The sequence below is a fragment of the Streptomyces sp. 135 genome, assembly GCF_020026305.1.
Lineage (GTDB): Bacteria > Actinomycetota > Actinomycetes > Streptomycetales > Streptomycetaceae > Streptomyces.
Genome location: NZ_CP075691.1, coordinates 2,046,716 through 2,061,117, shown reverse-complemented (window position 1 = coordinate 2,061,117; position 14,402 = coordinate 2,046,716). Strand labels below are relative to the sequence as shown.

General features: G+C 72.1%; 11 protein-coding genes. 9 read left to right on the top strand and 2 right to left on the bottom strand.

The window, feature by feature from the left end; genetic code table 11:
• The first annotated feature begins 185 nt into the window (after window positions 1-185).
• Together uvrA and KKZ08_RS09295 are read left to right on the top strand one after the other, a co-directional pair.
• Window positions 186-3,281, top strand: coding sequence for an excinuclease ABC subunit UvrA (gene uvrA / locus KKZ08_RS09300; RefSeq protein WP_223773992.1), 3,096 nt, complete (start codon window positions 186-188; stop codon window positions 3,279-3,281).
• 173 nt (window positions 3,282-3,454) lie between these two features.
• The gene (locus KKZ08_RS09295) at window positions 3,455-4,228 is read left to right on the top strand and encodes a crotonase/enoyl-CoA hydratase family protein (RefSeq protein ID WP_223773991.1); all 774 of its coding nucleotides are present in this window, start codon (window positions 3,455-3,457) and stop codon (window positions 4,226-4,228) included.
• 150 nt (window positions 4,229-4,378) lie between these two features.
• Here the strand turns inward: KKZ08_RS09295 and KKZ08_RS09290 are convergent, their stop codons facing one another.
• Window positions 4,379-5,311 carry a carbohydrate kinase gene (locus tag KKZ08_RS09290; RefSeq protein WP_223773990.1) on the bottom strand — a complete coding sequence of 311 codons (933 nt, stop codon included), beginning with the start codon at window positions 5,309-5,311 and terminating at the stop codon, window positions 4,379-4,381.
• Between the two features lie 193 nt (window positions 5,312-5,504).
• Here KKZ08_RS09290 and KKZ08_RS09285 point away from each other — a divergent pair, with 193 nt between their 5' ends.
• Window positions 5,505-5,933, top strand: a complete 429-nt coding sequence (locus KKZ08_RS09285) for a Rieske (2Fe-2S) protein (RefSeq protein ID WP_223773989.1) — start codon at window positions 5,505-5,507, stop codon at window positions 5,931-5,933.
• Between the two features lie 13 nt (window positions 5,934-5,946).
• Here KKZ08_RS09285 and KKZ08_RS09280 read toward each other — a convergent pair whose 3' ends face one another.
• A complete protein-coding gene (locus KKZ08_RS09280) occupies window positions 5,947-7,032 on the bottom strand; it encodes a hypothetical protein (RefSeq protein ID WP_223773988.1) in 1,086 nt (361 codons plus the stop codon).
• Between the two features lie 225 nt (window positions 7,033-7,257).
• On the opposite strand from KKZ08_RS09280, the gene KKZ08_RS09275 reads away from it, so the two are divergent.
• The 6 genes from KKZ08_RS09275 to whiA all read left to right on the top strand — a co-directional run bounded on the left by KKZ08_RS09275 (window position 7,258) and on the right by whiA (window position 14,306).
• The gene (locus KKZ08_RS09275) at window positions 7,258-7,917 is read left to right on the top strand and encodes a papain-like cysteine protease family protein (protein ID WP_223773987.1); all 660 of its coding nucleotides are present in this window, start codon (window positions 7,258-7,260) and stop codon (window positions 7,915-7,917) included.
• Window positions 7,918-7,922: 5 nt separating this feature from the next.
• Window positions 7,923-8,768, top strand: a complete 846-nt coding sequence (locus KKZ08_RS09270; RefSeq protein WP_223778971.1) for a hypothetical protein — start codon at window positions 7,923-7,925, stop codon at window positions 8,766-8,768.
• Between the two features lie 102 nt (window positions 8,769-8,870).
• Window positions 8,871-11,375, top strand: coding sequence for an excinuclease ABC subunit UvrC (uvrC, locus tag KKZ08_RS09265; protein WP_223773986.1), 2,505 nt, complete (start codon window positions 8,871-8,873; stop codon window positions 11,373-11,375).
• Window positions 11,372-12,307 (top strand): RNase adapter RapZ, encoded by a 936-nt coding sequence (gene rapZ / locus KKZ08_RS09260; protein ID WP_223773985.1) that lies wholly within the window; start codon window positions 11,372-11,374, stop codon window positions 12,305-12,307. Before uvrC ends, rapZ begins: the two co-directional genes overlap by 4 nt.
• Window positions 12,304-13,326, top strand: coding sequence for a uridine diphosphate-N-acetylglucosamine-binding protein YvcK (yvcK, locus tag KKZ08_RS09255; protein ID WP_223773984.1), 1,023 nt, complete (start codon window positions 12,304-12,306; stop codon window positions 13,324-13,326). The genes rapZ and yvcK overlap by 4 nt, the downstream gene beginning before the upstream one ends.
• The gene (whiA, locus tag KKZ08_RS09250; RefSeq protein WP_030784145.1) at window positions 13,317-14,306 is read left to right on the top strand and encodes a DNA-binding protein WhiA; all 990 of its coding nucleotides are present in this window, start codon (window positions 13,317-13,319) and stop codon (window positions 14,304-14,306) included. The genes yvcK and whiA overlap by 10 nt, the downstream gene beginning before the upstream one ends.
• Window positions 14,307-14,402: the final 96 nt, after the last annotated feature.

The following is a 14,402-nucleotide window of genomic DNA, read 5'->3' as shown; positions in this document are numbered from 1 at the left end:
GCGTGCTATATGGTCGAGGGCGGCATCGGGCATTCTTGGAGGTCCGGGCTTGTTGTGCATGCGGAACCAGGGAAGCGGCCCGGCGTTGTCAGTGGCTCGCCCTAGTCTGTGAACGATGGGGGTTCTGCCCCTGGAACGACGGGGTTCTGCCCCTGTCACTTCTCTCAAGAAAGGTGCGGACCGGCGTGGCCGACCGTCTCATCGTCCGTGGCGCGCGCGAGCACAATCTCAAGAACGTCTCGCTCGACCTCCCGCGTGACTCCCTCATCGTGTTCACCGGACTCTCCGGGTCGGGCAAGTCCTCGCTCGCGTTCGACACGATCTTCGCCGAGGGCCAGCGGCGGTACGTCGAGTCGCTTTCCTCGTACGCCCGGCAGTTCCTCGGCCAGATGGACAAGCCCGACGTCGACTTCATCGAGGGCCTCTCCCCGGCGGTCTCCATCGACCAGAAGTCGACCTCGCGCAACCCACGCTCGACGGTCGGCACCATCACCGAGGTCTACGACTACCTGCGCCTGCTCTTCGCGCGCATCGGCAAGCCGCACTGTCCCGAGTGCGGCCGCCCCATTACCCGGCAGTCGCCGCAGGCCATCGTCGACAAGGTCCTGGAGTTGCCCGAGGGCAGCCGCTTCCAGGTCCTGTCCCCGCTGGTGCGCGAGCGCAAGGGCGAGTTCGTCGACCTCTTCGCCGACCTCCAGACCAAGGGGTACTCCCGCGCGCGGGTCGACGGACAGACGATCCAGCTCTCCGAGCCGCCCACGCTCAAGAAGCAGGAGAAGCACACCATCGAGGTGGTCGTCGACCGCCTCACGGTGAAGGACTCCGCCAAGCGCCGCCTGACCGACTCCGTGGAGACCGCCCTCGGCCTCTCCGGCGGCATGGTCGTGCTCGACTTCGTCGACCTCCCCGAGGACGACCCCGAGCGCGAGCGCATGTACTCGGAGCACCTCTACTGCCCGTACGACGACCTGTCCTTCGAGGAGCTGGAGCCCCGCTCCTTCTCCTTCAACTCGCCCTTCGGCGCCTGCCCGGACTGCACGGGTATCGGTACGCGCATGGAGGTCGACCCCGAGCTGATCGTCCCGGACGAGGACAAGTCGCTCGACGAGGGCGCCATCCACCCCTGGTCGCACGGCCACACCAAGGACTACTTCGCCCGCTTGGTGAACGCGCTCTCCGACGCCCTCGGCTTCGCCACCGACATGCCCTGGGCCGGGCTTCCGCAGCGCGCCAAGAAGGCCCTGCTGTACGGCCACAAGACGCAGATCGAGGTGCGCTACCGCAACCGCTACGGCCGCGAGCGGGTCTACACCACCGCCTTCGAAGGCGCCGTGCCCTTCGTCAAGCGCCGGCACAGCGAGGCCGAGAGCGACGCCAGTCGCGAGCGCTTCGAGGGCTACATGCGCGAGGTGCCCTGCCCCACCTGTGAGGGCACGCGCCTCAAGCCGATCGTCCTGGCCGTCACGGTCATGGGGAAGTCCATCGCCGAGGTCTCCGCGATGTCCATCAGCGACTGCGCGGACTTCCTCGCCGAGCTGAGGCTGGGCGCCCGCGACAAGAAGATCGCCGAGCGCGTCCTCAAGGAGGTCAACGAAAGGCTGCGCTTCCTGGTCGACGTCGGCCTGGACTACCTCTCGCTGAACCGCGCGGCGGGCACCCTCTCCGGAGGCGAGGCCCAGCGCATCCGCCTCGCCACCCAGATCGGCTCCGGCCTCGTCGGCGTGCTCTACGTCCTGGACGAGCCGTCCATCGGCCTCCACCAGCGCGACAACCACCGGCTCATCGAGACCCTCGTACGCCTGCGCGACATGGGCAACACGCTCATCGTCGTCGAGCACGACGAGGACACGATCAAGGTCGCCGACTGGGTCGTCGACATCGGCCCCGGCGCGGGCGAGCACGGCGGCAAGGTCGTGCACAGCGGCTCCATGAAGGAGCTGCTGGACAACGACAAGTCGATCACCGGGCAGTACCTCTCGGGCAAGAAGGCCATCCCGGTCCCTGACGTGCGCCGACCCGCCGACCCGGCGCGCCGGCTCACGGTCCACGGCGCCCGGGAGAACAACCTCCAGGACATCGACGTCTCCTTCCCGCTCGGCGTCCTCACGGCCGTCACCGGCGTCTCGGGGTCCGGCAAGTCGACGCTGGTCAACGACATCCTCTACACGCACCTGGCCAGGGAGCTGAACGGCGCCCGTTCCGTCCCGGGCCGCCACACGCGCGTGGAGGGCGACGACCTCGTCGACAAGGTCGTACACGTCGACCAGTCGCCCATCGGCCGCACCCCGCGGTCGAACCCGGCGACGTACACCGGAGTCTTCGACCACGTCCGCAAGCTCTTCGCGGAGACCACGGAGGCGAAGGTGCGGGGTTACCTCCCCGGGCGCTTCTCCTTCAACGTCAAGGGCGGTCGCTGCGAGAACTGCTCCGGTGACGGCACCATCAAGATCGAGATGAACTTCCTGCCGGACGTGTACGTCCCGTGCGAGGTCTGCCACGGCGCGCGCTACAACCGCGAGACGCTGGACGTCCACTACAAGGGCAAGTCCATCGCCGAGGTCCTCGACATGCCGATCGAGGAGGCGCTCGGCTTCTTCGAGGCCGTGCCCGCCATCGCCCGCCACCTGAAGACGCTCACGGACGTCGGCCTGGGGTACGTGCGCCTCGGCCAGTCCGCGCCCACGCTCTCCGGAGGCGAGGCCCAGCGCGTGAAGCTGGCCTCCGAGCTCCAGAAGCGCTCCACGGGCCGGACCGTCTACGTCCTGGACGAGCCGACCACCGGTCTGCACTTCGAGGACATCAGCAAGCTGATCACGGTCCTCTCCGGTCTGGTCGACAAGGGCAACACGGTCATCGTCATCGAGCACAACCTCGACGTGATCAAGACCGCGGACTGGGTCGTCGACATGGGCCCCGAGGGGGGCAGCGGCGGCGGTCTGGTCGTCGCCGAGGGCACGCCGGAGGAGGTCGCAGGGGTGTCGACGAGCCACACCGGCAAGTTCCTTCGGGAGATCATCTCGGCCGACCGGATCAGCGACGCGCTGCCCTCGCAGGGGCGCAAGCCGGCCAAGAAGGCGACGGCGAAGAAGGCCACCGCCAAGCGGGCGGTGGCGGCGAGCGCCACCGCCACGAAGAAGACGGCCACGGTCAGGACCGGCACGGCCGCCGCCGACAAGCCGACGGCCACCGCCAAGAAGGCCGCCGCCACCACGAAGAAGACGGCCGCCGCCACCAAGAAGGCCGCCGCGAAGAAGACGGCGACGCGGGCCCGCAAGGCCTGACCGGCTCCGCCTGTGCCGAAGGCGTCTCTCCCCTCACCGGGCGGGACGCCTTCGGCGTATCACGTATCCGTACCCGTACGCGTACCCGTATCCGTACTCGCACCCGTACCCGTACGCGTCCGGCGCCCGGAAGAGGCCTTGTCCGGTTCCCGTCGCCGTGGTCGGCTGCTCCCATGTCCGTACGTACTGAACGCGCAGGCCCCGTCACCACCGTCGTACTGTCCCGCCCTGCCGCGCGGAACGCCGTCGACGGACCCACCGCGCGCGCCCTCGCCGACGCCTTCCGTGCCTTCGACGCCGACCCCGAGGCATCCGTCGCCGTTCTGTGGGGCGAGGGCGGCACCTTCTGCGCGGGCGCGGACCTCAAGGCCATCGGCACCCCTGACGGCAACGACGTGACGCGGGACGGCGACGGCCCCATGGGCCCCACCCGGATGCGCCTGGCCAAGCCGGTGATCGCGGCGATCTCCGGTCACGCCGTCGCGGGCGGCCTCGAACTGGCCCTCTGGTGCGATCTGCGGGTCGCCGAGGAGGACGCCGTCCTCGGCGTCTTCTGCCGCCGCTGGGGCGTGCCGCTCATCGACGGCGGGACGGTGCGGCTGCCCCGGCTGATCGGCGAGGGCCGCGCCATGGACCTGGTCCTGACGGGCCGCCCGGTGGACGCGGCGGAGGCGCTCGGCATGGGTCTGGTCAACCGCGTGGTCCCCGCGGGCACCTCGCGCGCCGCGGCCGAGCGGCTCGCCGCCGAGATCGCCGCGTTCCCGCAGACGTGCCTGCGGGAGGACCGGCTCTCCCTCCTGGAACAGGGCGGCCTGTCCGAACAGGACGCGATGGCGGGCGAGTTGCGGCACGGGCGGCGCTCCCTGACCGAGGGGGGCGAGGCGGCCGAGGGCGCCGCCCGGTTCGCGGCGGGGGCGGGGCGGCATGGGGCGTTCACGGACGACTGAGGACGCCCCGAAGGCTGGAGGGGCTGCCGGCACGCACCCGCCGTGCTGGACGGCGCCCACCTCGGCGTCGTACGGCCGCGCGCCGGGCAGCGGCTGCCTGTTGCCGGTCACCTCCCGGACGGTGGCCGGCAAACCGCGTGACCGGCTCTCTCACTCCCTGCCCTGGTCGAGTTCCGCCATGTACGGAGGCTCCGCCCCCGTCCGTGAGCAGGTGACCGCCGCCGCACGCGCCGCGAAGCGGAGGACGGCCGTCCAGCCGTCCTCGTCCAGGGCGGCCAAGGCCTCTGCCGAGAGCACGTCCCGGGCCGCGAGGCCGTGCAGGAGGGCCGCGTTGACCGTGTCGCCCGCGCCGATCGTGTCCACCACGTCGACCGGTACGCCGGGCACCCGCACCTCCGTGCCGTCCCGTGTGTAGAGGGAGAGGCCGTCACCGCCGTGCGTGACCACCACGGCCGATGGCCCGGCCGTCAACCACTCCCGCGGGGTGCCGCCGAGCCAGTCGGCGTCGTCCTGCGAGAGCTTGAGCAACGTGACGGACGGCAGCCAGCTCGTGAACCGCGCGCGGTAGGCGTCGGCGTCGGGGAACAGCCCGGCCCGTACGTTGGGGTCGAGCGCCGTGAACACCCCGCGCGCCGCCGCCCGGCGCAGCAGCTCCTCGTACGCGCTCGCGCCCGGCTCCAGGACGAGCGAGCAGGTGCCGAACGACATGGCCCGTACACCGTCGGGCAGCTGATCGGGGGCGCTGAAGAGCCGGTCGGCCGTGCCCTCCACGTAGAAGGCGTACCCGGCCGAGCCGTCCGCGCCGACCGACGCCACGGCGAGCGTCGTCGGCTCGGGGCCCCGCTGCACGTACGAGACGTCGACACCGGCCGCCCGCAACCCGTCGAGCAGCGCCTCGCCGAACACGTCCCGCGAGACGCGCGAGCAGAAGGCGACGGGGGAGCCGAGACGGCCGAGCGCCACGGCGGTGTTGTACGGGCCCCCGCCGAGGCGCGGCGCGAGCGCCGGCAGCCCGGCCGCGGCGCCCCCCTCCGCCTCCTGCGGCACGAGGTCGATCAGGGCCTCTCCTGCGACGACTATCACGGCGGTTCCTCTCCGGCGCTGCCTCGGCTCGGCTCGGGCCGCGCGGGCCCTGCGTCCCGCACAGGCTAGGCCGTGCGGGACCCCTCGGCGGTTAGCGGGCACCACTCGGGCACGCCCGCGCCGCACCCGGTCCAAACGGCTCCCGCCGGTATCGTCTGCTCCGTCACCGACGCCCCTGACCTGTGGAGACACCATGCCCGGCACGCCCCCCGCCCGCCGCACCGTGCTGCGGGCCGCCGCCCTCGCCCCGGCCGTCGGGCTGGGGCTCACCGCCTGCTCCTCGGGTGACGGGGGATCGAACCGGTCGGCGCCGACCGCGCCGGTGGACCTCGGGAAGTCCGACGACGTGAAGGTGGGCGCCTCGAAGCTGTACACCGATCAGAACGTGGTCGTCAGCCGGATCTCCGACGACGAGTACACGGCGTACAGCACGATCTGCACCCATGCCCGCTGCCCGATCAACAAGCTGGAGGGGCGCAAGCTGATCTGCCAGTGCCACGGCAGTCAGTTCGACGCCACGAACGGCAAGGTCCTGAAGGAACCGGCCGTCAAGCCGCTGCCCGAACTGCCGGTGAAGGTGGAGAACGGCAAGATCATCGCGGGCCCGGAGAAGAAGGCCTAGGACCCGCCCGGCCTCACTCCCAGTCCCACGCGATCCCCAGCAGCCCCGCCCGCACCTGCGGCTCCACCAGGTGCACCGAGCGGTGGCTGCCGCTCAGCGTCAGCTCCTGGCGTCCGCCGCGCGGGGCCGCGGCCGACTGCTGGGCGAAGCGGTGGCAGCGTACGGGCAGGGCCTGGTCGTCGAAGCGGATCTGTAGCGCGTACTGGCCGCCCGCGTAGGTGAAGCCCCGCACGTACTCGGTGGCCGTCCCCGCGGTGCCGTCATCGAAGCCGTAGGCGAACAGGTGGGTGTCGCCCGCGCGCAGCCGTGTGTCGAAGAGCAGTTCGGCGACCAGCACGCCCGCTCCCTCGTGCCACCGCACGCGGCCGGTCCGGCAGTTCTCCAGGGCGCGCACCCGCACCCGGTCGGGGGCGCAGCCGGGATCACCGTGGTAGATGGCGACGTAGCGGTCCACGCCGTCCCGGTGGGCGCGCACGGCGTGCTGTGACTCCCGGCCGACCAGCTCACGCCGCGCGCCGATCCGCACCCGCTCGTGATGGCCGATGGTGTGCAGCCCGCCGTCCACGGGGGAGCCCAGCTCGACGAGGAGCGCGCGCAGCACGTCGGAGGCCTCCACGAGGGAGCGGTACGAACGGGCGGCGGGCCGTTCCCGGTCGGCGCGCTCGCCCGGCCGGGCCAGGAGCCGGATCAGCGACTCCTCGGGCAGCTGGAGGATCTCCTCCAGGGCGCGTACGGCGCGCAGCGACTCGGCGCGCTGGGGGCGCCGGGCCCCCTGCTGCCAGTAACTCAGGCTGGTCACGCCGACGTGGATGCCGTACTGGGCCAGATGGTGCCGCACCCTCTGGAGCGGCAGCCGCCGGCTGGCGATCGCGGTGCGCAGCGCGATGTGGAAGGGGCCGGTGCGCAGGGCGGCCGCGAGGTCCGCCAGGTCGGCCGAGTCCGCCGACGAGTCCACCGAGTCCGCCGGATGCGCCGGATCCGCCGGGTATCCGTCCGCCGTCCGGGCCGCGCCCGACGCGGGCAAGCGCCCTGCGGGCAAGCGCTCCGCGGGCACGCCCTCCGCGCGTACGCCCCCCGCCAACTGTGTGCCGTGCCGCATGCGGCCCTCCTGTGAACGTTCACTCCAGCCGCCCCGGCGTTCGTGCCGGTCGGAGCGGGTCGCCAGGTGGGCGTACGACGTCCGTTCACTTCCGTACGCCCGCCGTTCACGGCCCAGGTAATTCCGCATTGAAGCGTGTTGACCTGCACCCGACAACACTCGATGCTCAATCGCAGCGTCCGGACGCGCTCCTCCATACCCCACACCCCGCTCGGGAGGACCGCGATGCGCCCACCGATCAGCAGGAACAGCGGCATAGGCAGACGTAAGCGCCTGGCCGCGCTCGCCGTCGTAGCGGCGGCGCTCCTCGCCGCCCCCACGGCCACGGCGGCCCCCGCCCCCGTAACCACCGCCGCGCCCGCCGCCGACAAGGCGACCGGCACCGCCGCCGACCCGTCCGCGCTGGCCGCCAGGCGCCTGAACATCACCATGCAGGCGCAAGCGAAGACCAACTGGTGCTGGGCGGCCGGCGGCAACACCATCGCGGCCTTCATGGGCCGCAACTACAGCCAGAACCAGTTCTGCAACGCCGCCTTCGGACGCAGCCAGAACACCGAGTGCCCCAACAACCAGGCCACGCTCGGCAACGTCCAGAACGGCCTGCGCTGGGCGGGCATCAACCCCGGCTCGTACGTCACCGGCTGGCTCCGCTACCCCACGGTGAAGGCGGAGATCGACTCCGGACGCCCGGTGGAGACCCGCATCCAGTGGTCCAACGGTGGCGGCCACATGCACGTCCTCTACGGCTACGACGACGCCAACAGCTGGGTCTACTGGGGCGACCCCTGGCCCTCGAGCGACCGCTACAACTGGGCCTCGCACGCCTGGTACGTCGACAACAACACCTTCTCCTGGACCCACTCGCTCTACCGGATCGGGGCGTGAGCGCGATGACCCGTCACCTTCCCCGCCACCTGGTCAGGGCCGCGCTCGCCGGTTCGGCCGCCACCCTCTTCCTGGGCCTCGCGGCCCCGCAGGCCTCCGCGGACACCGGCCCCGCCGCGCCCTCCGCGGCCTCCCGCGCCGCCGCGCACCAGGCCGCCGAGGCGCCGCGGACCCTCGACACGCTCTCCCGCTTCTTCGCCAGGGAGGGAGCGGTCACCAAGGCCGCCGCGGATCCGAGCATCGAGGGCAGGGCCGTGCCCGTGTACTACCTCTCCCCGGAGTTCGTCGCGGGCAAGAAGGGCGCTCCGGTCGCCCGCCTGGAGTTCCTCGCCAGCAAGGCCGTCTCCTCCGACGGCCAGAAGGCCTCCCTGTGGACCGTCGAGCGGGGCGGTTCCTGGCAGGTCGTGAACATCGCCACAGGGGACGACGAGACCCGCTACGCGCGCGTGGGCGCCGAGAAGCTGCCCGGCGGCACCGTCTTCCACGAGCCGCAGATCAACGCCTGGTACGTGCAGGGCCACGCGCGCGTGCTACCCCTCGACAAGGACGCGGTCCGCGCGGTGGGCGCCGAAGGGACCTCGCTGGCCGCCTACCGGGAGCGCGTCCAGAAGGCGTACGGCGACAAGCTGCCGGACTCCGCGTACGAGAAGTCCGGCAAGGCGGGCGGGTACGACGACGCCGCGAGGCCCGAGCAGGCATCCGGCCAAGGCCAAGCGCAGGGCCAGGGCCAGGGACAGGAGCAGGGTCCCGTCACCGTCGCCTCCTCGCTGGCGGGCGCGGGCGTCCTGGCCGCGCTCGGCCTCTCCGGGACGGTGCTGGTCAGGCGCCGCCGGGCCCGGCACCAGGGCTGATCCGGGGGACGGCGGCCGGGACACCGGCCGCCGTCCCGTCCACCGCCCCGGGCAGGAGGCGGCCACCCCGGACTGTCAGCCCACGCCAGTAGGCTGTCCGACATGGCCGACCCTTCCAGCTACCGCCCCAAGCCGGGACAGATCCCCGACGCCCCGGGGGTCTACAAATTCCGCGACGAGCACCGCCGGGTGATCTACGTCGGGAAGGCCAAAAGCCTGCGCCAGCGCCTGGCCAGCTACTTCCAGGACCTGGCGAACCTCCACCCCCGCACGCGCTCCATGGTGACGACCGCCGCCTCCGTCGAGTGGACGGTGGTGAACAACGAGGTCGAGGCGCTCCAGCTGGAGTACTCCTGGATCAAGGAGTTCGACCCCCGGTTCAACGTCAAGTACCGCGACGACAAGAGCTACCCCTACCTCGCGGTGACGATGAACGAGAAGTTCCCGCGCGTGCAGGTGATGCGCGGCCAGAAGAAGAAGGGCGTGCGGTACTTCGGGCCGTACGGCCACGCGTGGGCGATCCGCGACACCGTCGACCTGCTCCTGCGCGCCTTCCCGGTGCGCACCTGCTCCGCGGGCGTGTTCAAGAACGCCACCCGCACCGGCCGCCCCTGCCTGCTGGGCTACATCGGCAAGTGCTCGGCGCCCTGTGTGGAGCGCGTCACCCCCGAGGACCACCGCCAACTCGCCGAGGACTTCTGCGACTTCATGGCGGGCCGCACGGGGACGTACATCCGCCGCCTGGAGCGGCAGATGACGGACGCCGCCGAGGAGATGGAGTACGAGCGCGCGGCCCGCCTGCGCGACGACATCGACGCCCTCAAGAAGGCGATGGAGAAGAGCGCCGTCGTCCTCGCCGACGCCACCGACGCCGATCTGATCGCCCTCGCCGAGGACGAGCTCGAAGCCGCCGTCCAGATCTTCCACGTCCGCGGCGGACGCGTGCGCGGCCAGCGCGGCTGGGTCACCGACAAGGTCGAGGCCGTCACCAGCGGCGACCTCGTCGAACACGCCCTCCAGCAGCTGTACGGCGAGGAGAGCGGCGACGCCGTGCCCAAGGAGGTGCTCGTCCCCGCCCTGCCCGACCCCCTGGAGCCGGTCCAGGAGTGGCTGACCGAGCGCCGCGGGGCGAACGTCTCGCTGCGCATCCCGCAGCGTGGCGACAAGAAGGCCCTGATGGAGACCGTCGCGCGCAACGCCCAGCAGTCCCTGGTCCTGCACAAGACCAGGCGCGCCTCCGACCTGACCACCCGCTCCCGCGCCCTGGAGGAGATCGCCGCCGCCCTGGAGCTGGACAGCGCCCCCCTGCGCATCGAGTGCTACGACGTCTCGCACCTCCAGGGCGACGACGTCGTGGCGTCGATGGTCGTCTTCGAGGACGGCCTCGCCAGGAAGAGCGAGTACCGCCGCTTCCAGATCAAGGGCCGTGTCGGGGACACGCAAATCTGGCACGGCGAGGGCCAGGACGACGTCCGTTCCATGCACGAGGTGATCGCCCGCCGCTTCAAGCGCTACATCTCCGACAAGGAGAAGACGGGGGAGTGGTCGGACGAGGGGGCCGCCACGGACACCATCGACGCCAACGGCGAGGTGCCCGCGAGCGGTCTGACCGAGGAGGACGGCCGCCCCAAGCGCTTCGCGTACCCCCCGCAGCTCGTCGTCGTCGACGGCGGCCGACCGCAGGTCGCGGCCGCCAAGCGGGCCCTGGACGAGCTGGGCATCGACGACATCGCGGTCTGCGGCCTCGCCAAGCGCCTGGAGGAGGTCTGGGTCCCCGGCGAGGACGACCCGGTCATCCTGCCGCGCACCAGTGAGGGGCTCTACCTCCTGCAGCGCGTACGGGACGAGGCGCACCGCTTCGCGATCACCTACCAGCGGGCCAAGCGGGCCAAGCGATTCAAGGCGGGGCCGCTGGACGACGTGCCGGGCCTCGGCGACGCCCGCAAGCGGACGCTGATCAAGCACTTCGGTTCGGTGAAGCGGCTGCGATCCGCGACAATCGACCAGATCTGCGAGGTGCCCGGCATAGGCCGCAAGACCGCCGAGGTCATCGTGGCGGCCCTCGCCGGGGCGGTGCCCGCGGGCCCCGCCGTGAACATGGCCACCGGAGAGATCATGGAAGACGAGGAGCCCACCTCGGCGGGCGCCTCGGAGAGTGCGGCCGAGGAGCCCGTGGCGGCGGCGCTCCCCGGTAGCGAGGGCGAGGGGCTCGTCCCAGCGGACGCCTCCCGCACCGAAGACGTGGAGCCCGTGACAGCGGGGCTCCCCGGCAGTGAGGACGAGAGGCCCACCTCGGCGGGCGTCTCTGGCAGCGAAGACGAGGAGCGCACCCCAGTGGGCGCCTCGGAGAGTGCGGCCGAGGAGCCCGTGACGGTGGGCTCCCCCGGCAGCGAAGACGAGGGGCCCTCCCCAGCGGACGCCTCCCGCACCGAAGACGTGGAGCCCGTGACAGCGGGGCTCCCCGGCAGCGAAGACGAGGGGCCCTCCCCAGCGGGCACCCCTGGCAGTGAAGACGAGGAGCCCACCCCAGTGGGCGCCTCCGGCAGTGCAGGCGAGGAGCCCGTGACCGCGGGCACCTCAGAGGAACGACGGGGGCAGGACACATGAGCGAGCACGACGAAGGTGGAGAGCAAGTGAGCGCGGGCACGCCGATCGAGACGCCAGGAGTCCCCGACACGGCGATCCCCGAACTGGTGATCATCTCCGGCATGTCGGGTGCCGGACGCAGCACGGCGGCCAAGTGCCTGGAGGACCTCGGCTGGTTCGTGGTCGACAACCTGCCGCCCGCGCTGATCCCCACCATGGTGGAGCTCGGCGCCCGCTCGCAGGGCAACGTCGCCCGCATCGCGGTCGTCGTCGACGTACGCGGCCGCCGCTTCTTCGACAACCTCCGCGAGTCCCTCGCCGAGCTGGAGTCCAAGAACGTCACGCGGCGCATCGTCTTCCTGGAGTCCTCCGACGAGGCCCTGGTCCGCCGCTTCGAGTCGGTCCGCCGCCCCCACCCGCTCCAGGGCGACGGCCGCATCGTCGACGGCATCGCGGCCGAGCGCGACCTGCTGCGCGAGCTGCGCGGCGACGCCGACCTGGTCATCGACACCTCCAGCCTGAACGTCCACGAGCTGCGCGCCAAGATGGACGCCCAGTTCGCGGGCGAGGAGGAGCCCGAGCTGCGGGCCACCGTCATGTCCTTCGGCTTCAAGTACGGCCTGCCGGTCGACGCCGACCTGGTCGTGGACATGCGCTTCCTGCCCAACCCGCACTGGGTCCCGGAGCTGCGCCAGTACACCGGCCTCAACGACGAGGTGGCCGCGTACGTCTTCAACCAGCCCGGCGCCAAGGAGTTCCTCGACCGCTACGCCGAGCTGCTCCAGCTCATCGCCGCGGGCTACCGCCGCGAGGGCAAGCGGTACGTGACGATCGCGGTCGGCTGCACCGGCGGCAAGCACCGCTCCGTGGCCATGTCGGAGAAGCTCGCGGCGCGCCTGGCGTCCGAGGGCGTGGAGACCGTCATCGTCCACCGGGACATGGGGCGCGAGTGAAGCCGACCCGCCGGAGCGTCCGCCTGAGCCGTCTGGGCCGCAAGCGGGGCACTCAGCCGAAGGTGGTCGCACTCGGCGGGGGCATGGGCCTGTCCGCCTCGCTGGCCGCGCTGCGCCGCATCACCGGGGCCGGTGACCTCACCGCCGTCGTCACCGTCGCCGACGACGGCGGCTCCAGCGGCCGGCTCCGCGACGAGCTGGGCGTGCTGCCGCCCGGCGACCTGCGCAAGGCGCTCGCCGCGCTCTGCGGCGACGACGACTGGGGCCAGACCTGGGCCCGCGTCATCCAGCACCGCTTCCAGTCCCGCGGCGACCTGCACGAGCACGCGGTCGGCAATCTGCTGATCGTCGCCCTGTGGGAGCAGCTCGGCGACCACGTCCAGGCCCTGGACCTGGTCGGCCGGCTGCTCGGCGCCCAGGGCCGCGTCCTGCCCATGTCCGCCGTGCCGCTGGAGCTCCAGGCCCTGGTCAAGGGCCACGACCCGAGCCGCCCCGACGATGTGGACACCGTCCGCGGCCAGGCCACGGTGGCCCTCACCCCGGGCGAGGTGCAGTCCGTGCACGTCGTCCCGCACGACCCGCCGGCCGTTCCCGAGGCGGTCGCCGCCGTCCTCGACGCGGACTGGGTGGTGCTCGGCCCGGGCTCCTGGTTCTCCTCGGTGATCCCGCACCTGCTGGTCCCCGAACTGCTCGACGCGCTCACCGAGACGAAGGCCCGCAAGGTCCTCCCGCTCAACCTCGCGCCGCAACCGGGAGAAACCGATGGCTTCTCTCCGCAGCGTCATTTGGAGGTTTTGGCCCGACACGCCCCTAAACTCGCCCTGGACGTGGTGCTGGCCGACGAGGCCGCCGTGCCCGACCGTGAGTCACTGACCGATGCCGCGAAGCGGCTCGGTGCCACGGTCGAGCTGGCGCCGGTGGCCCGGCCCGACGGAACTCCGAGGCACGATCCGGAGCTCCTGGCAGCCGCGTACGACCGTATTTTTCGGATGCATGGAAGGATCGGCCCATGGCGATGACGGCAGCGGTGAAGGACGAGATCTCCCGGCTCCCCGTCACCCGGACCTGCTGCAGGAAGGCAGAGGTCTCGGCGATCCTGCGGTTCGCGGGCGGCCTTCACCTGGTGAGCGGCCGCATCGTGATCGAGGCGGAGCTGGACACCGCGATGGCGGCACGCCGCCTGAAGCGGGACATCCTGGAGATCTTCGGGCACAGCTCGGAGCTGATCGTGATGGCCCCCGGCGGCCTGCGGCGCGGCTCGCGCTACGTCGTCCGGGTGGTCGCGGGCGGCGATCAGCTGGCCCGCCAGACGGGCCTCGTGGACGGCCGCGGACGCCCCATCCGTGGTCTGCCGCCGCAGGTGGTCTCGGGGGCCACCTGCGACGCCGAGGCGGCCTGGCGCGGGGCGTTCCTCGCCCACGGCTCGCTCACCGAGCCGGGCCGCTCGTCCTCCCTGGAGGTCACCTGCCCGGGGCCGGAGGCCGCGCTCGCCCTCGTCGGCGCCGCGCGCAGACTCCAGATCGCGGGCAAGGCGCGCGAGGTGCGGGGCGTGGACCGGGTCGTCGTACGCGACGGGGACGCGATCGGCGCCCTGCTCACCCGCCTCGGGGCCCACGAGTCGGTGCTGGCCTGGGAGGAGCGGCGGATGCGGCGCGAGGTGCGCGCCACCGCCAACCGCCTGGCCAACTTCGACGACGCGAACCTGCGCCGCTCGGCCCGCGCGGCCGTCGCCGCGGGCGCCCGTGTGCAGCGCGCCCTGGAGATCCTCGGTGACGAGGTGCCCGAACACCTGGCGGCGGCCGGACGGCTGCGCATGGAGCACAAGCAGGCCTCCCTGGAGGAGCTGGGTGCCCTCGCCGACCCGCCGCTGACCAAGGACGCCGTCGCGGGCCGCATCCGCCGGCTGCTGGCCATGGCCGACAAGCGGGCCCAGGACCTGGGCATCCCCGGCACGGAGTCCAATCTGACCGAGGAGCTCGCCGACAACATGGCGGTCTGATCTCGCGTACGTATGGCGGTCTGATCTCACGGGTCCGATCCTCGCGACGTACCGAAAGCCGCCGACGCCCCACGGGGCGTCGGCGGCTTTTCCGTG